This window comes from Streptomyces sp. yr375 (assembly GCF_900110755.1).
Classification (GTDB): domain Bacteria; phylum Actinomycetota; class Actinomycetes; order Streptomycetales; family Streptomycetaceae; genus Streptomyces.
Map to the genome: position 1 here is coordinate 1 of NZ_FOFF01000079.1, position 18310 is coordinate 18310.

At 71.2% G+C, this 18310-nt stretch carries 10 protein-coding genes and 1 pseudogene; 3 read left to right on the forward strand and 8 right to left on the reverse strand.

Annotated elements, in window-relative coordinates; all coding sequences use genetic code 11:
- Both BMZ82_RS37940 and BMZ82_RS37945 read right to left on the reverse strand, forming a co-directional pair.
- Nucleotides 1–1119, reverse strand: a 1119-nt coding sequence (locus BMZ82_RS37940) for a hypothetical protein (protein WP_093781953.1), incomplete at its 3' end; no start/stop codon positions are given.
- Nucleotides 1104–1847 (reverse strand): ABC transporter ATP-binding protein, encoded by a 744-nt coding sequence (locus tag BMZ82_RS37945; RefSeq protein WP_256252330.1) that lies wholly within the window; start codon nt 1845–1847, stop codon nt 1104–1106. The genes BMZ82_RS37940 and BMZ82_RS37945, both read right to left, overlap by 16 nt.
- A gap of 514 nt (nt 1848–2361) precedes the next feature.
- Here BMZ82_RS37945 and BMZ82_RS37950 point away from each other — a divergent pair.
- A complete protein-coding gene (locus BMZ82_RS37950; RefSeq protein WP_093781955.1) occupies nt 2362–3159 on the forward strand; it encodes a hypothetical protein in 798 nt (265 codons plus the stop codon).
- 82 nt (nt 3160–3241) lie between these two features.
- Entirely contained in the window at nt 3242–4792 is a 1551-nt protein-coding gene (locus BMZ82_RS37955) for a class I SAM-dependent methyltransferase (protein ID WP_093781956.1), read from the forward strand.
- 112 nt (nt 4793–4904) lie between these two features.
- Here BMZ82_RS37955 and BMZ82_RS37960 read toward each other — a convergent pair whose 3' ends face one another.
- The 4 genes from BMZ82_RS37960 to BMZ82_RS37975 form a co-directional block, all read right to left on the reverse strand.
- Nucleotides 4905–6461, reverse strand: coding sequence for a hypothetical protein (locus BMZ82_RS37960; RefSeq protein ID WP_093781957.1), 1557 nt, complete (start codon nt 6459–6461; stop codon nt 4905–4907).
- On the reverse strand, nt 6446–7189 hold the full coding sequence (locus tag BMZ82_RS37965; protein WP_256252331.1) for an ABC transporter ATP-binding protein: 744 nt from the start codon (nt 7187–7189) through the stop codon (nt 6446–6448). Before BMZ82_RS37965 ends, BMZ82_RS37960 begins: the two co-directional genes overlap by 16 nt.
- Before the next feature lie 546 nt (nt 7190–7735).
- Nucleotides 7736–8536, reverse strand: coding sequence for a hypothetical protein (locus BMZ82_RS37970; protein WP_093781959.1), 801 nt, complete (start codon nt 8534–8536; stop codon nt 7736–7738).
- 50 nt (nt 8537–8586) lie between these two features.
- Nucleotides 8587–9834 (reverse strand): cytochrome P450, encoded by a 1248-nt coding sequence (locus BMZ82_RS37975; RefSeq protein ID WP_093781960.1) that lies wholly within the window; start codon nt 9832–9834, stop codon nt 8587–8589.
- A 343-nt stretch (nt 9835–10177) separates the two neighbouring features.
- On the opposite strand from BMZ82_RS37975, the gene BMZ82_RS37980 reads away from it, so the two are divergent.
- On the forward strand, nt 10178–10375 hold the full coding sequence (locus BMZ82_RS37980) for a ferredoxin (protein WP_093781961.1): 198 nt from the start codon (nt 10178–10180) through the stop codon (nt 10373–10375).
- 103 nt (nt 10376–10478) lie between these two features.
- Here BMZ82_RS37980 and BMZ82_RS42930 read toward each other — a convergent pair whose 3' ends face one another.
- Complete coding sequence (locus BMZ82_RS42930; protein ID WP_371271364.1) at nt 10479–15326, reverse strand: type I polyketide synthase; 4848 nt, start codon at nt 15324–15326, stop codon at nt 10479–10481.
- Nucleotides 15327–15506: 180 nt separating this feature from the next.
- A pseudogene (locus BMZ82_RS42935) lies at nt 15507–18290 on the reverse strand (SDR family NAD(P)-dependent oxidoreductase); the annotation flags it as partial.
- Nucleotides 18291–18310: the final 20 nt, after the last annotated feature.

The following is an 18310-nucleotide window of genomic DNA, read 5'->3' on the forward strand; positions in this document are numbered from 1 at the left end:
CACGTCGGCGCGTTCCACACCCGGCGTGACCATGATCAGCCACAGCGCGGAACCCTCGTCGCCGTACAGGTTGGTGCACGTGGCACCCGCGATGACGGTGAACAGCAGGCCCGCGAACGGCAGCATCACCATGCTGCCGGTGAACGCCGGGATGAGGCAGGCCAGTACACCGACCATGAGGGCGAGCAGGAACGACAGGGTGCGCAGCATCGCCCGTGAGTAGAGCCGCAGTTCCTTGCCCATGACGCCGCCCAGCGGGGTGGCCGGCAGGATCGGCTCGCGTCCGCCCGCGTGGGCGCTGTGCTCCCGCTTGGCCGCCTTGGCCTTGGCGTTGCCGCCCGGCGGCATGGTCATGCGGCGCTGGAGCAGCGCGGGCCAGGCGGCGACCTGGACGGCGCTGAGTGCCGCGAGTCCGCCCAGGGCCAGGGCGACGGTGCCCCAGTGGGACGTACGGGCCGAGTCGACGGCGACCGCGCCCCAGCCGGACGGCAGGATCCGTACCACAGCCGACAGGACGGGTGCGTTGCCGCTGGTCAGCTTGGACGCCACCACCGGCACCAGCGAGGACGCCAGCGACAGCAGGGTGATGACCATGGCGGCCAGCAGCGAGCCGAAGTCCCGTCCGCGCCGCGAGGAGAGGACCGGGCCGAAGATCCCGACGGCGACGACGGAGGAGACCACCGCGAGGACCAGCATCAGCAGTACGGCGACCACACCGACCAGCGCCGCCGCGACACCGAACTGCGCGCCGTAGGCGATGAGTCCGCCGAAGGCGATGGCGCTGAACAGCAGCGAACCGTTGACGAACGCGGCGGCCAGCGTGGCGTGAGCCAGCTTGCGCACCGGGATCGGCAGAAGCTTGAAGTAGTCCAGCCGCAGGGTGCTGTCATCGCCGGTGAGCACCGGGCCGGTGACCCAGCCCAGCAGCCAGCCCAGGCTGAGAATGGCCAGGACGTCCGCCCCCGCGCCGGAGTGCTTGTAATGAGCGAAGCCGGTGAGCATGGTGCTGAACGCCAGAGCGGCGGCGAAGACGGCCAGCGCGAGCATCCCCCACTTCAGCTTGCCCCGCGTCTTCGAACGGGCGATCGCCCGCTTCATCTCGATCAGGACGCCAACCACGACAGACCCTCCCCACCACCGGTGTGCGCACCCACGATGTGCACGAACGCCTCGTCCAAAGAACGCCCGCCCCGCACCGCGTCCACCGAACCAGCCGCCTCCACCCGCCCCTTCGCGATCACCGCCACGTGATCACACAACCGCTCCACCACAGCCATCACATGACTCGAGAACACCACCGAACCACCACCGGCCACAAACCGCTGGAGAATGGTACGGATGGTGGCCGCCGACACCGGGTCCACCGCCTCGAACGGCTCATCCAGAATCAGCAGCCGCGGACCGTGCAGCAACGCCGTCGCCAGAGTGATCTTCTTCCGCATACCCGTCGAATAGTCCACCACCATCGTCGACTCCGCGGAATCCAGCTCCAGCACCTCCAACAACTCCTGCACACGCGCCGCGACCGTCTCCCGCGACATACCACGCAACAACCCCAGGTACGTCAGCACCTCACGCCCCGTCAACCGGTCCGGCAACGCCATCCCGTCAGGAAGCACACCGATCAGGGACTTGGCGGCGACCGGGTCACTCCACACATCGTGACCGAAAATCCGGACACTGCCGCCGTCAGGACGCAACAGCCCCACAGCCATCGACAACGACGTCGTCTTCCCCGCACCGTTCGGACCCACCAGACCGAAGAACGAACCACTCGGAACCGTCAGATCGATGTGATCGACCGCGACATGATCACCGAACTGCTTGAAAAGACCCAAGAGTTGCATCGCGGGATGGATGCCGTCGTCCACGGTGGCCGATGCGGGGCTGGAGGAGTCGCGGCCTCCTCGGGAAGCGTGCGGCATGGATCTGTGTCTCCAGACGATCTCGTGGGGGGATTTCGCGGAACCGTCGCAGTGGGGACGAGCGGCCATCGGAGCGTGATCGGTCCCACTCGTACCATCGCCGTCCGCCGTGGGGAAGCCGTGCCCGGGCATCCTTGCCGAGTGCGCACGAATCCATTGCCTGACCCTGGCAGACGGCCGTCCGAGGCCCCCTGAAAGGGGTCGCCGAGCAGGCCGACTGGGGTCCGGTAGGGGTGTGCGCGAGAGCTGGGCGCGCAGGGGTGAAGTCCGGTTCGGCGGCGGGAAGAAGCCGTCGAGGGGCGGGCGGTAGGGGGGTGGATAAGGGTGTGCCGACGCGGTCGGCGTGCCTAGCGTGTTGGCGGGCTCGGGCGCTGTGGCATCCCGGGCCGTCCGCGTCCGACCATGTCACATCATGTCCGACCAGGGAGCACAGACGATGTCCGAACTCGGATCCTGGCGGGTGACGGAAGGCGATCGGCACACCGGCCAACCGGTCGTCCTCGCAGTGGACTTCACCGCCACCGGCCGCCCGGAGGCGGCGTTCGCCGCGCTGGCCCGTGGCCTGGGGACCGGGCACGCCGTCTGGGAGAGCCTGGCCCCGCCACCGGGCGAGGAGTCCGGCATGTCGGCCGAGGACTATCTGCTGCGCTGGACAAGCGAGTTGCGCGCCCAGGACGTCTCCGTCTCGCACGTCTTCGGCTACTGCGCGTCGTCGGTCTTCGCCCTGGCGTTGGCCGAGCGGGTCGGCGGCTGGCAACACACGCCGTCCGTCGTGTTGTTCGACCCGACCGCCATCAACGGCGAGACGGTGCTGCGCTACGGGTTCCGGCCCGTGATCGACGCGCTCACCGGGGTACTGGGCCCCGACGGCGTGGCCGACGCGTACCGGCAGGGCGAGCAGGCGGTGGCGGCCGAAGCCGAACTGGCCGTGCTCACCGAGGAGTTCATCCGCATTTACCGGCGCTTCGGTGCCGCCGCCTTCGAACGGCTGGGCCTCAAGGCCGACCGGGTCGAGGAGTTGGTCGGCTGGTTTCGCAGCTATCTGCACTACGTCGTGGCGGCCGGCCGGATGCCGGTCACGACGGGCCTGCCCGAGGTGACCGTGGTCCGCTCCTGCGACCTGCCCGGCAACCTGGACGTCCGCGCCGACCGCGAGCTGCGCTTCGACATCGACCACGCCGAACTCCTCGGCCACCCCGACGTCGCCAAGGCGGTCGCGGACCTGCTCCGCTGACCCCGCCCACACACCACTGTCTTCTCAACTCCCCACCTCCCCAACGGGTTTCCGACCCATCCGTGTACGCCCAGGAGTGCTCATGTCGACACCTTTCTCGGAACTCGACCCGTCGGTGGACATCGAGATCCGGGGCCGCACGGTCCGGATCGACGAGGCGCGGCGGCTGATCGAGGCCCACCCGCAGGTGGCCGCGGTGCGGCTGGAGGTGCGCCGCTCCCCGTCCGGGGTCAGCGCGGCGGACCGGCTGGTCGCCCACGTCGTCCCGGACGGCCCGCTGGCCGACAAGCGCACGCCGGAAGCCGAGGTCAAGCGGGTGCGCGACTGGAAGGCGATCTACGAGTGGGTGTACGGCGAGATGCCGGAAGCCGGGGGCCTGGGCGACGACTTCGTGGGCTGGCACAGCAGCTACGACGGCAAGCCGATCGAGCGGGAGCAGATGCGTGAATGGCGCGACGCGACCGTGCGCCGCGTCCTGTCGCTGCGCCCGCGCCGGGTGCTGGAGATCGGCGTCGGCACCGGTCTGCTGATGGCCAACATCGCTCCGCATGTGGAGAGTTACACGGCCACCGACTTCTCCCCCACCGCGATCGACAGGCTCCGCGCCAAGGTCGCCGAGGTGGAGTGGGGGGACCGGGTCGAACTGCTGGTGGGCCGCGCCGACGAGTTGTCCGGCCTGCCGACGTCCCACTACGACGTGGTGGTCTGCAACTCGGTCGTGCAGTACTTCCCCACCGCCCGCTATCTCGCCGACATGGTGACCGCCGCCCTCGGCATGGCCCGCCCGGGCGGCGCCGTCTTCATCGGGGATGTGCGCAACCTGCGTACGCTGCCGGCGTTCCGCACCGCGGTGCTGGCGCCGGAGCTGCCGGCCGATCCGGTGCAGGCGCGGGACGCGGTGGAGCTGAGCACGTACACCGAACGTGAACTCGCCGTCGATCCGGACCTGTTCGCGGCTGTACTGGACGAATTCCCGGGCGGCGGCACGCTCGACCTCCGGATCAAGCGGGCCGTCCACCACAACGAACTGAGCCGCCACCGCTACGACGCGGTACTCCACCGCGCACCCCTCACCGCGCCGGCGGTAAGCACCCCTACCGACACGGTCGAGCTGGCCTGGGGCGATCAAGTGGCGGACCTCTCGGCGCTGGAGACCGCGCTGGCCGCCGAGCCCGGCCCGGTCCGGGTGACCGGGGTGCCGAACGCCAGGCTGCGGCACGAGACCGAGGCGGCCCGGCTGCTGGAGGCGCTGGCCGGTCCGGAGCGGATCGCCGCCGAGCTGGCCCGGGAGCCGGGGGCGCAGGACGCTCCCGATCCGGAGGAGTTCCACACGCTGGCCGACCGCCTGGGCCGTGGCGCGGTGCTGACCTGGGCGGCGAGCGGCGCCCCGGACCTCCTCGACGTTCTGCTGCTGCCCACCGGCACCGACGGCACTGGCGGCATCGACGGCCCGGTGGCCGCCTACCGCCCCGCCGCGCCGCTGACCGGCGACTTCTCGCGGTACGCCAACGACCCGAGCCGCTCGGTGGCCGCCACCGCGTTCGCGACCACCCTCCGCGCGGACCTGGCGGCCACGATGCCGCCCGAGTTCCTCCCGGACGCCTTCGTCGCCCAGTTGGACGCCGGGGAGTGACGTAGATGTAGATGTAGATGTAGATGTAGACGAACGTCCGTCGAGTGCTTACGACAGCGCGAAGGCGCCGCCCGTTCTCGGGCGGCGCCTTCGTGGTGTCGTGGCCGTTGGGTCAGGCGGGCTTGGCCACCTTGGAGAACAGCTCGGGGCCGCGCTTCTGGAGCCGCCGGTAGGAGGCACGACCCAGAGACCAAGCGAGCAGGACGCCGCTGAGGATGCCGACGGGGACGGCCGTCCAGGTCAGGGCGGTGTTGTCGGTGACGGTGCCGACGATCAGCAGGACCAGTGGCGGCGCGGTGGTCAGCGTCGTGATCAGGACCAGGAGGTTGATCTTGAGCTGCCGTGCGGGAGTGGGACCGCCGTTCGCGTCGAGCGGGAACATCGTCATGACCGATGCCCAGACCACCAGTCCGGCCGCACCGCCGATCATCGCGGGCTCACCGCCCAGCACCCACGGCCACGCCCAGGTCTGCCCGCTCACAGCGGTGAGCCCCAGCGTCAGCAGCAACCCGATCGGCGCGACGATCAACAGCCAGGCATACTGCCGGCCGCGCACGTCGGCGCGTTCCACACCCGGCGTGACCATGATCAGCCACAGCGCGGAACCCTCGTCGCCGTACAGGTTGGTGCACGTGGCACCCGCGATGAGAGTGAACAGCAGGCCCGCGAACGGCAGCATCGTGGTACTGCCGCTGAACGTCGGGATGAGGCAGGCCAGGAGGCCGACCACGAAGGCGATCAGGAGGGACAGGGTGCGCAGCATGGACCGTGCGTAGAGCCGCAGTTCCTTGCCGATGACGCCGCCGAGGGGGGTGGCCGGCAGCAGCGGCGCGCGCCGGGCGGCGTGGACCGCGTGCGGCTTGCCCGCCTTGGCCTTGGAGTTGCCTCGGGAGGACATGGTCAGGCGGCGGCGGAGCAGCGCGGGCCAGATGGCGATCTGGACGAGGATCAGCAGCGTAAGTCCGCCCAGGGTCAGCGCGACGGTACCCCAGTGGGACGTACGGGCCGAGTCGACGGCGACCGCACCCCAGCCGGACGGCAGAATCCGCACCACCGCCGACAGCACCGGCGAATCGCCGCCGGTCAGCTTGGACGCCACCACCGGCACCAGCGAGGACGCCAGCGACAGCAGGGTGATGACCATGGCGACGAGCAGCGCGCCGAAGTCCCGTCCACGCCGAGACGAGATGACAGGGCCGAAAATACCGAGCGCAACCTGCGAGGAGACCACGGCCAGCACCAGCAGGAGCACCACCGCGACCACGCCCACCAGCGCCGCCGCGACACCGAACTGCGCGCCGTAGGCGACGAGTCCGCCGAAGGCGATGGCACTGAACAACAGGGAGCCGTTGACGAACGCGGTGGCCAGCATGGCGTACGCGAGTTTGCGGGTCGGGATCGGCAGGAGCTTGAAGTAGTCCATGCGCAGGGTGCTGTCGTCGCCGGTGAGCACCGGGCCGGTGACCCAGCCCAGCAGCCAGCCGAGGCTGAGGATGGCCAGGACGTCGGCGCCGGCACCGCGATGGGAATAGTGGGCGAAGCCGGTGAGCATGGTGCTGAACGCCAGAGCGGCGGCGAAGACGGCCAGCGCGAGCATCCCCCACTTCAGCTTGCCCCGCGTCTTCGAACGGGCGATCGCCCGCTTCATCTCGATCAGGACGCCAACCACGACAGACCCTCCCCACCACCGGTGTGCGCACCCACGATGTGCACGAACGCCTCGTCCAAAGAACGCCCGCCCCGCACCGCGTCCACCGAACCAGCCGCCTCCACCCGCCCCTTCGCGATCACCGCCACGTGATCACACAACCGCTCCACCACAGCCATCACATGACTCGAGAACACCACCGAACCACCACCGGCCACAAACCGCTGGAGAATGGTACGGATGGTGGCCGCCGACACCGGGTCCACCGCCTCGAACGGCTCATCCAGAATCAGCAGCCGCGGACCGTGCAGCAACGCCGTCGCCAGAGTGATCTTCTTCCGCATACCCGTCGAATAGTCCACCACCATCGTCGACTCCGCGGAATCCAGCTCCAGCACCTCCAACAACTCCTGCACACGCGCCGCGACCGTCTCCCGCGACATACCACGCAACAACCCCAGGTACGTCAGCACCTCACGCCCCGTCAACCGGTCCGGCAACGCCATCCCGTCAGGAAGCACACCGATCAGGGACTTGGCGGCGACCGGGTCACTCCACACATCGTGACCGAAAATCCGGACACTGCCGCCGTCAGGACGCAACAGCCCCACAGCCATCGACAACGACGTCGTCTTCCCCGCACCGTTCGGACCCACCAGACCGAAGAACGAACCACTCGGAACCGTCAGATCGATGTGATCGACCGCGACATGATCACCGAACTGCTTGAAAAGACCCGAGAGTTGCATCGCGGGATGGATGCCGTCGTCCACGGTGGCGGGCTGGTCGTCGGAGGAGTTCCGGACCCCTGGTGAGGCATGTCGCATGGGTTGTCTCCAGACTTTCTCGTGGGGGAGGGACACCGCCCGTCGGAGGAACGGGCGGCGGCGCACATGGCGCATGGCGGCGCAGGGCACCAGCGTTGGCCGGTGTCGGACAGCGGGGGCGGCAAGGGCCCATCGGGCGTCGACACCGGGACACGATATATCGCGTCCGCCTGACGCGTGACCACACCTCGCGATCGGGGTGGCATCGCAGGCCAACTGGGGTTCGATAGGGGTACGGAGCCGTGTGGGGCGGCGCGTAGGGTGGGCGGGGGGCCAGGCCGGGCCCGCGTGGCCTGCACGGCGAGGAGAGCGGGATGTCCGCCCATCTGCCCACCGTGGCCGAGGAGTTGACCCGCTAGACGCGCTAGGCGCGCTGGACCCGCTCGACCCGCTGGTGCCGCGCGGCCGGATGACGGCAGCGCGGCACAGCACCGGACCGGGACGAGTTCGGTCATGCCAGGAGGTCGGTCATGCCAGGAGGTCGGTGACCGCCTTGGCCACCTCGGCGCTGCGCAGCAGGTCATCGTGGTCCACGTCGAGCCGGATCTCCTGCTCGGTCGTCGTGAAGGTGGCCTCGAAGGCCGACGAGCAGACCACGGTGGCCCGGCCGGCGTCGAAGCGGCCCGCGACGTCACCGGAGGCGAGCATGAAGGAGATGTAGGCCGCGAACCAGGTGACCAGTTCCTCCCGCATCGGTGCCTTCAGACCGCTGCGCGTGAAGGCGATGTCGCCGGTGCGACGGTAGATGTCCACGATCACCGGCCGGAAGTCCTCCAGGCTCTCGTGGGTGCGTACGGCGTCCAGGCCCGCGCGCTGGGCCTGCATCAGTTCCTCCTGCGACAGCGAGGCGGACATCCGGTCCAGCACCTTGAAGAACGCGAAGTTCAGGATGGTCCAGGGGGTGACCGGACTGGGGTCGAACAGCAGCAGCTTGGGCGGCTGCCCCTGCCGGGCCCCGATCCCCTCGGCGATGGCGCCCGCGAGGTTGCCGCTGCCGCAGTAGCCCAGCACCGCGCGCACGTTACGGCCGCTCGCCTCCACCGCGTCCAGCCAGCGCTTCAGGTACTGGTCTGCGGTCATCCCGACCTCCTCGCCGACCGGCGGCGCGAGCGTCTCCCAGATGGCGTACCCACCGCCCACCAGCGGCGCCAGCTCCCGGAAACCGGCCTCGTGGCGGCCGTTGATGGCGTAGTCGACGGCCAGCACGACGTCGTCGCCGTCGCTGTCGCCGTCCTTCAACACGTCCCAGATCAGGGATGTGTCACTCATAGTTGTCTCCTCCGTGGTGATGGATGGCTCGGCCGGCCGCGGGTGGCCGGTCAGCGGACCGCGACCGGCAGGTGTTCCAGGCCGCGTACCGACGACGACCTGCGGCGGCTGACCGGACCCGCCTGGCGCAGCTCCGGCAGCCGCTCGACCAGCACCCGCAGGGCCGTGTCGGCGGCGGTACGGGCCAGCGCGGCGCCCAGGCAGAAGTGGACGCCCGCCGAGAACGTCAGCGGCTCGGCCGGGTCCTCCCGCAGCATGTCGAAGCGCTCGGGCTCCGGGTAGATCTGGGGGTCCCGGTTCGCGCCCCCGGTCATGATGACGACGGTGTCGTCGGCCGCGATCTGCTGCCCGGCCAGGACGACGTCCTCGCGGGCCACCCGGCTGATGAGGTGGTTCGGTGGGTCGTAGCGGAGTGTCTCCTCCACCGCCCGGGGCGTCAGCTCCGGGTCGGCGCGCAGCAGGTCCCACTGCTCGCGGTTCTCCAGGAGCGCCAGCACCGCGTTGCCGATCAGGTGGGAGGTGGACTCGGTGCCCGCGATGGACAGCAGCCCGCACACCCCGACCACCTCGTCCATCGTGAGGCCGTCGGCCTGCTGTGCCCGCAGCAGGCCGCTGACCACGTCGGGCCCCGGTTGCCGCGCCCGGATCTCGACCAACTCCCGCAGCAGCGCCTGGAGATCGGCGACGGCCTGCTCCAGTTCCTGGTACTGCTCCGGCGAGGAGAAGCCCTCGAAGACCCGGCCGGTCCGCGCGCTGCACTCGGTGAACCGTTCGCGGAAATCACCCTGCACGCCGAACACGTCGCAGACCAACTCGCTCATCAGCCGCCGCGCGTAGTCGGTGACCACGTCGAACTCGCCGGTCTCACCTGCCCGTTCGAGGGCCGCGTCCAGCAGGTCGTGGCACATCCGCGCGATCCTCGGCCGGTCGGCGTTGAAGCGCCGGGCGCCGAAGTACGGCGTCACCAGGCGGCGCAGCCGGGTGTGGTCCGGCGGGTCGAGCTTGAGGAAGGAGTCGTCCACCGAGGTGAACTGCGCGATGGTCCGCTCGCCCCGGGTGTCACGGGTGCCGAAGCGGGTGTCGCGCAGGATGCCGCGCGCCACCTGGTAGTCGGGCGTCACCCACGGTCCGACCCGGCTGCGGTGGATCGGCCCCAGCGCACGGGCCTTCTCGAAGAAGCGGTACGGGTTGACCTGGCGCAGCAGTATGTGGGCGTAGGGATCGCCGAGCGTGCTCATCTGCCAGATGAAGGCGGCCAGTTCCGCCTGCTCTTGTTCCAGGTCCGCCGAGATCGCCATCAAGTCTCCTTCGCCCAGGCGGATTCGCCGGTGCGCGGTTCACGGTTGGGTCGGAGGCCACGGAAAGTGCCTACGCGTTCGGCCGACCGGAGGCCGCCGGGAGGACGGGCCGTCACGGCACCGGATCGAGGACGGTCGTCCCCGCCGGGGAAACCTAACCGCGCCCCGAGCGACGGGTGAACCCCTAGTCAGCCCCCTAGGCCCACCGCTGCTGCGGGTGCCGTCCGCACATCCGCCCGGCGGGCCCCGGCGCGCCGTCGACCCGGTGGAAGGATCCGTAAAGCTTCACGATCCACGTTCCACGATCCGTGCTCCACGATCCAATGGTTCCAGGAGGTCATTGATGAAAGTCGTACTCGACCAGGACAGATGCGTCGGCTCCGGTCAGTGCGCCCTGTTCGCGCCCGACGTCTTCGAGCAGCGTCTCGAGGACGGCATCGCCGAAGTCCTCCAGGACAGGCCCGGACCCGCGCTGGCGGAGGACGTGGACACGGCCATCGAACGCTGCCCGTCCCAGGCCATCGAGCGCGTGTCCGGCTGACCGGCTCACCGGCTGGACGTACGAGACCGGCTGGGTGTCACGGGTTCTGTGGGCCTGCCCCGGCGAACGGGGACAGGCCCACAGCCTTGCCTTTCGTATCTCGTCACTCGGCCGGATCGAAGGCCAGTCGGACCAGGCTCGCGGCGTCCATGGCGTCGATGGCGTCGTCCTCGACAGCGCCGACGCCACCGAGCGCCCCGAGGGTGTCGGAGATCCCGGTGGGCTCGGGGGCGGTGCCGTCCAGCAGGGCCCGTAGCGCGGCCTCGACACCGGCCGCGCCCGCTTCGAGGCGGTCCACGGGAATCGCCTCCAGCAACCGCCGCAGCCGGTCCCCGGCCGCGCTCTCGGCGGGGGCGAGCTGGGAGACCAGATGCCGGGCGAGCGTCTGCGGGGTCGGGTGGTCGAAGATCAGCGTCGCCGGCAGCTTCAGCCCGGTGCTGCGGGACAGCCGGCCCCGGATGTCGACGGCCATCATCGAGTCGAAGCCCAGCTCGCGGAAGGCCCGTACGGCCGGTACGTCGTCCGGTGAATCGAGCCCGAGCACGGTGGCGGCCTGGCCACGGACCAACCGCACCAGCGCCAACTCGCGCTCGCCCGGCGGCATCGCGCCCAGCCGCCCGGCCCAGTCCGAGGCCGCGCCCGCCGCGCCGACGTCGGCACCGGCATCCGCCTGTGCACCCGCACCGGCGCGCTCCTCGGCGAGCAGCCGCTGAACGTCGTCGATGTCCTCGATGAGCGGTCGCCGCCGCGCGGACGCGAAGGCGGCGTGGAACAGCTCCCAGTCGACGGCCGCGACGGACAGCGTCGTCTCGCCCGCCGCGACGGACCGCAGCATCGCGGTCACCGCCCACTCCGGCGCCATGGGCCGCAGCCCCCGCCGCACCATCTCGTCCGACGGCCGCCCCTGGGCCATGCCCTCGCCCTCCCACAGGCCCCAGGCGATCGAGGTGACCGGCAGGCCCAGGCGTCGCCGGTTCTCGGCGAAGGCGTCCAGGAAGGCGTTGGCCGAACCGTACGCGGCCAGACCGTTGCTGCCCCACACGGCCGCGTTGGAGGAGAACAGCACGAACGCCTCCAGCCGGTCGCCGAGCAGCTCCTCCAGGTTCAGTGTGCCGATGCCCTTGGCCCGGTGGGCGGCGGCCAGATGGGCGGGTTCCGTACGGTCCAGCGCGACGGTGTCGGCGATCCCGGCGGCATGGAAGACCGCGGTGATGGGCTCGCCGCCCTTCGCCTCCACCCTGCCGACCAGTTCGGCCAGCGCCTCCCGGTCGGCGGCGTCGCAGGCGGCGATGGTGACCTCGACGCCCAGCGCGGTCAGTTCGTCGCGCAACTCGTCCGCGCCCGGGGCGTCAGGGCCGCGCCTGCTCGTCAGTACGAGGTGCCGGGCGCCCTCCCGGCCCAGCCGGACGGCGAGTCGGCCGCCCAGCCCACCGGTGCCGCCGGTGATCAGCACGGTGCCGTGCGGACGCCATCCGACACCGCCCGCCCGGGGCTCCGGGGCCCGCAGCAGCCGCCGGACCAGCGGCCCGTCCGCCCGCAGCGCGACCTGGTCCTCCGCCCCCAGCCCGCCGGCAAGTACGCCGCCCAGCCGGAGTGCGGCGGCCTCGTCCAGGGCCGCCGGCAGGTCGATCAGGCCGCCCCAGCGGTCCGGGTACTCCAGCCCGTAGACCCGGCCGAGGGCCCACACCTGCGCCTGGCCCGGATCACTCGGCCGCTCGGCCACATCGGCCACCGCCTCGACCGCACCCGACGTCACCAACCACAGCGGAGCCTCGACGTGTTCGGCGATCAGCGCCTTTACGAGCGCCAGGCTCCCGTTCAGCCCACACGGCACACCGTCCGCGCCCGCCGGTTCACTGTCCAGCGCGAGCAGCGAGACGACACCCGCCAGCGGCCCGGCCTCGCGCAGCATCCGTACGTACGCGGCGGGCGGCGCGGCGGTCACCTCCGCGCTACTCCGTACGACGTCTGCGCCACGATCGGCCAGCGCGGCGGCGCACTCAACGGCCAGTCGCCCGGCGGCCGTTCCGGGCGGTGCGACGACGAGCCACGTACCGCTCAGCGTCCCGGCACCGTCGAGCCGGGCCGGCAGCCAGTCGACCCGGTAGCGCCACGACCCGATCGCGGCGGCTTCGTCCTGCCGTCCACGCCACGCCGACAGCGCCGGCAACACCTCACTCAGCGGCCGGTCACCGTCCACGCCCAAGGTGTCGGCCACCGCGTCCAGGTCACCGCTCTCGACCACGGACCAGAATGCCTCGTCCATGGCGGCCCCGCCCGCCGACCCCGCAGACCCCGCAGCAGCCGGCCCGGGCGACAGCCAGTAGCGCTGCCGCTGGAAGGCGTACGTCGGCAGGTCGCCGCCGCGTCCCGCCCCGGAAGCGGGCAGTACGGTCGTCCAGTCGACGTCGGCACCATGCACGAACGCCTCCGCCACCGAGGTCAACAGCCGCTCGGCTCCGCCCTGTTCACGGCGGAGGGTGCCCAACGCGACACCGTTCCCGCCGCCGCCCGGGATCTCGTCCAACGTGTCCTGAACGGCCGCCGTCAGCACCGGGTGCGGACTGACCTCCACGAACAAACCGTGCCCGGCAGCCGACAGTTCGGCCACCGCGTCGGCGAGACGGACACGGTGACGCAGGTTGCCGTACCAGTAACTGCTATCCAGCTCACCGGGCTTGACCCACTCGCCGGTGTACGTCGACAGCATCGGCACAGCGGGAGCCTGGGAAACGATGCCCTTCAACGACTCGGTGATCTCGGCTTCCAGCGCCTCGACCATCGCCGAGTGCGAGGCGTAATCGACGGCGACCCGACGCGCCTCAACTCCGGCCTCCGCGCACCCGGCCAGGAACACATCCAGCGCCGCAGCCTCACCCGAAACCACCACCGACCCCGGCCCATTGACGGCCGCAATCCCGACGCCCTCCACCAACAGCCCGGCAACCCGCTCGGCCGACGCGAACACGGACACCATCCCACCGGTACCCGCCAGCCGCGTAATCGCGCGGGACCTCAACACGACCACCCGGGCGGCGTCCTCCAGCGACAACGCACCCGCAACGCAGGCCGCCGCGATCTCACCCTGCGAGTGACCCACCACAGCAACGGGCGTGACACCCACCGACCGCCACACCGCAGCCAACGACACCATCACAGCCCACAACACCGGCTGCACAACGTCCACACGCTCCAACTCAGCCCCATCGCCGGTGAGCACGTCGGTCAACGACCAATCCACCCACGGCGACAACGCCACCTCACACTCAGCAACCGCCGCCGCGAACACCGGGGAGATTTCGAGCAACTCGCGCCCCATCCCCACCCACTGCGCCCCCTGACCGGGGAACACGAACACCACACCGGAGCCCACAACCGACCCCGCGACAACCTCCGACGCCTCCGCATGAGACGCCAACGCCCGGACCCCAGAGGTCAGTTCATCCAGACCCCGACCCAACACCACCGCACGATCAGCGAACACCGCCCGACGAGTGGCCAACGCGTAAGCCACCCCCGGTAGTTCAGCCTCGCCGACACGACCCGCGTACTCCACCAACCGCTCCGCCTGCGCCGCCAACGCCCCGGCACCCCGCCCAGAAACCACCCACGGCACCACCCCACCAAGCGCCACCACCGGCACCGGAACCGGAACCGGCGACTCCTCAGCCTCAACCGGCTCAAAAGCCTCCGCCTGCTCCAGAATCACGTGCGCGTTGGTCCCACTGATCCCGAACGACGACACAGCGGCCCGCCGGACCCGACCCGCGTCCGGCCACGCCACCGTCTCCCGCACCACCTCCACCGCACCCGACGACCAGTCCACGAACGACGACGGCTCATCCACATGCAACGACGCCGGCAGGAGCCCGTGCCGCATCGCCGACACCATCTTCATCACGCCCGCGACGCCCGAAGCGGCCTGCGTGTGCCCGATGTTGGACTTCACCGAGCCCAGCCACAACGGCCGACCGCCCGCGCGGCCCTGCCCGTACGTCGCCAGCAGCGCCTCTGCCTCGATCGGGTCGCCGAGCTTCGTCCCCGTACCGTGTGCCTCGACCGCGTCCACGTCGGAGGAGGTGAGTCCGGCCGCCGCCAGAGCGGCTCGGATCACGCGCTCCTGGGCGGGGCCGCTGGGGGCGGAGAGTCCGTTGGAAGCGCCGTCCTGGTTGATGGCGGAGGCGCGGACGACCGCGAGGACGCGGTGGCCGAGGCGCTGCGCGTCCGACAGCCGTTCCACGAGCAGCATGCCGACGCCCTCGGCCATGCCCATGCCGTCGGCGGCGTCGGCGAACGCCTTGCAGCGGCCGTCCACCGCCAGACCGCCCTGACGGCTGAAGCCGATGAGCGAGCGCGGCGTGTACATCACCGCGACGCCCCCGGCGAGCGCCATGTCGCACTCGCCGCGCCGCAGCGACTGCGCGGCCATGTGCAGGGCGACCAGCGACGACGAGCACGCCGTGTCCAGCGTGATGGCGGGGCCCTCCAGGCCCAGGGTGTAGGCGACGCGCCCGGAGGCGACGCTCGGTACCGTGCCGGTGAGCAGGTGGCCCTCGCCGCCGTCCGGGAGATCCTGCGCGCCGGTGCCGTAGTCCTGGTAGTTGATGCCGACGAACACCCCGGTGGAACTGCCACGCATCCGGGTCGGGTCGATGTCCGCCCGTTCGAACGCCTCCCACGAGGTCTCCAGCAGCAGCCGCTGCTGCGGATCCATCGTCAGCGCCTCGCGCGGCGAGATCCCGAAGAAGACCGGATCGAAGTCGGCGACGTCGTGGAGGAAGCCGCCCTCCCGCGTGTAGCAGGTGCCCTCGCGGCTCGGGTCGGGGTCGTACATCCCCGCCAGGTCCCAGCCCCGGTCGGTGGGCAGGCCCGACACGGCGTCGCCGCCGGCGGCGACCAGGTCCCACAGGTCCTCCGGCGAGCGCACCCCGCCGGGGTAGCGGCAGGCCATGCCGACGATGGCGATCGGCTCGTCGTCCCGGTCCGCCGACCCCGGCAGTACGACGGCCCCGGCCCCCGCCGTAGTGGCGGGATTCCGCCGGTCCCCCACGTCCCCGAGGACCAGCTCGGTCAGGTGACGGGCCAGGGCCAGCGGGGTCGGGTGGTTGAACACGAGCGCGGCAGGCAGCCGCAGCCCGGTGGCGGCGGCCAGCCGGTTGCGCAGATCGACCGAGGTGAGCGAGTCGACGCCCAGCTCGCGGAACGGGCGGTCGGTACGCACCCCGTCGCTCTGTGCCTGCTGGCGGCCCAGTACCTCGGCGGTGTGGCGCAGGACCAGTTCCAGCAGGGCCGCGTGCCGTTCGGCCTCGGTCCGGTCGGCCAGCCGCGCGCGCAGCGCCGACAGTGCCTCGGGGGCCCCTTCGGGGGCCGGGCCGGCGTGCGGCGCAGCGCCCGGCACCGCCGCTTCCGGCGGGCTCAGCAGCGCCCGTACGTCGGGAACGCCCGCGAGCAGCGGACGGGGGCGCGCGGAGGTGAAGGCGGTGGTGAAGCGTTCCCAGTCGACTTCGGCGACCGCGATGTGGGTCTCGTCGTGCTCCAGTGCCTGCCGCAGGGCCGTGAAGGCGAGGCGGGGCGCGATGGTCGGCAGACCGTGCCGCTCGGGCTCGCCCTCGAACCCTTCGGGCACGCAGCCGTCCCAGACCCCCCAGGCCACCGACAGCGCGGTGCGCCCACGGGCCCGGCGGCGCTGCGCGAGCGCGTCGATGTGCGCGTTCCCGGCCGCGTACGTGCCGTGGTCGCCGCTGCCCCACACGCCCGCGATGGAGGAGAACAGGACGAACGCGTCGAGGCTGTCGTCGTCGAAGAGCTCGTCCAGGTGGTCGGCTCCGGCCGCCTTGGCGGCCAGCGTCGCGGACAGCTCGTCCAGGCCTACGTCGTCCAGGGCGCCCAACTGGATGAGCGCGGCGGCGTGGACGACAGCCGTGATCCGGTGCCCTTCGGTCGTCGTGCGCTCGATCAGCTCGGCCAGCGCGGCCCGGTCGGCGACATCGCAGGCGGCCAGGGTGACCGTCGTGCCGGTGGCGGCGATGTCCCGGCGCAGGACGTCGAGTTCGGGGGTGTCGGCCGGCCGGCGACTGGTGAGCACCAGGTGTTCGGCGCCTTCCGCCGCCAGCCAGAGTGCGAGGTGCCGCCCGACCGCGCCGGTGGCTCCGGTCACCAGGACGGTGCCACGCGGCCGCCAGCTCCGTACCGGCGGCCGGTCCCCGAGGGGTGCCCGTTCCAGACGGCGTACGAACAACCCCGAGGCGCGGATGGCGAGTTGGTCCTCGATGCCCTCGGCACCGGGTACGCCGCCCCGGACACCGGCAAGCGCCGCGTGCAGGCGGCGGACGGCCCGTTCGTCCAGGGTGTCCGGCAGATCCACCAACCCGCCCCACCGGTCGGGGTGTTCGAGCGCGGCCACCCGTCCCAGGCCCCAGACCTCGGCCTGTGTGACGCTCACCGGCGCATCCGCCGCGTTCAGCGACACCGCGCCCCGGGTCGCGCACCACAAGGGTGCCCGCAGACCGGCGTCACCGAGCGCCTGGAGCAGCACGAGCGTCGCGGCGAGCCCGCCGGACACATGCGGCAGCCTCGCGTCCGGGCCTTCGGCCGGGGTCTCGTCGTCGAGGGCCAGCAGGGACAGCACGCCCGCGACGGGCCCGGCACCGGCACCGGACCCGGCACCGGATTCAAGGATCAGGGCGGCCAGTTCCGCTCGGTCCAGGGCCACCGTGCGCTCGGGTGCGAGCCGTATCACCGGGACGACCGTGGCCAGCGCCTCCGCGGCACGGTGCGCCAGTGTGTCCGGGCCGCTGTCCGGCGGCAGCACCAGCAGCCAGGTGCCGTCGGGCCGGACCCTATCGGCGGCCACGGGCTGCCAACTGACGCGGTAGCGCCAGGAGTCGACGACCGCCTCGTCCCGACGTCGCCCACGCCACGCGGACAGCGCGGGCAGCACCTCGCGCAGCGGCTGATCGCCGTCCACCCCCAGGGTCTCGGTCAACGCTCCCAGATCCGCCTGCTCGACGGCCTCCCAGAACGCCCCACCGGTCACCTCGCCAGGCTCGGTGGTCCGGGTGCTCCGGTCAGCACCGCTGTCCAGCCAGTAGCGCTCACGCTGGAACGGATACGTCGGCAGTTCAACGTCCACCGCCTTGACCGCCGCCTCTACGGGCAGCAGGACCGTCCAGTCGACATCGGCGCCGTGCACGAACGACTCCGCCACCGAGGCCAACAGCCGCTCTGCGCCGCCCTGTTCACGGCGCAGGGTGCCCAACGCGACACCGCCGCCCGGCGACTCGTCCAACGTGTCCTGAACGGCCGCCGTCAGTACGGGGTGCGGACTGACCTCCACGAACAAGCCGTGCCCGGCAGCCGACAGTTCGGCCACCGCGTCGGCAAGACGTACGCGATGGCGCAGATTGCCGTACCAGTAACTACCGTCCAACTCACCGGGCTTGACCCACTCACCCGTGTACGTCGACAGCATCGGCACAGCAGGGGCCTCGGACACAACACCGGACAGCGCCCCGACGATCTCCGCCTCCAGCGCCTCGACCATCGCCGAGTGCGAGGCATAGTCGACGGCGACCCGCTTCGCCTGAACCCCCGCTGTCTCGCAGCGCTCCACGAACACGTCCAGCCCGTCCACGGGCCCCGACACCACAACGGAACCAGGCCCGTTGACGGCCGCGATACCGACACCGTCCGACAGCAACGACTCCACCTCGTCGGCAGAGGCGAACACGGACACCATCCCGCCACTGCCCGCCAGCCGCGTGATCGCCCGCGACCGCAACACGACCACCCGAGCAGCGTCCTCCAACGACAACGCACCCGCGACGCACGCAGCCGCGATCTCACCCTGCGAATGCCCCACCACAGCAACCGGCACCACACCCACCGACCGCCACACCGCAGCCAACGACACCATCACAGCCCACAACACCGGCT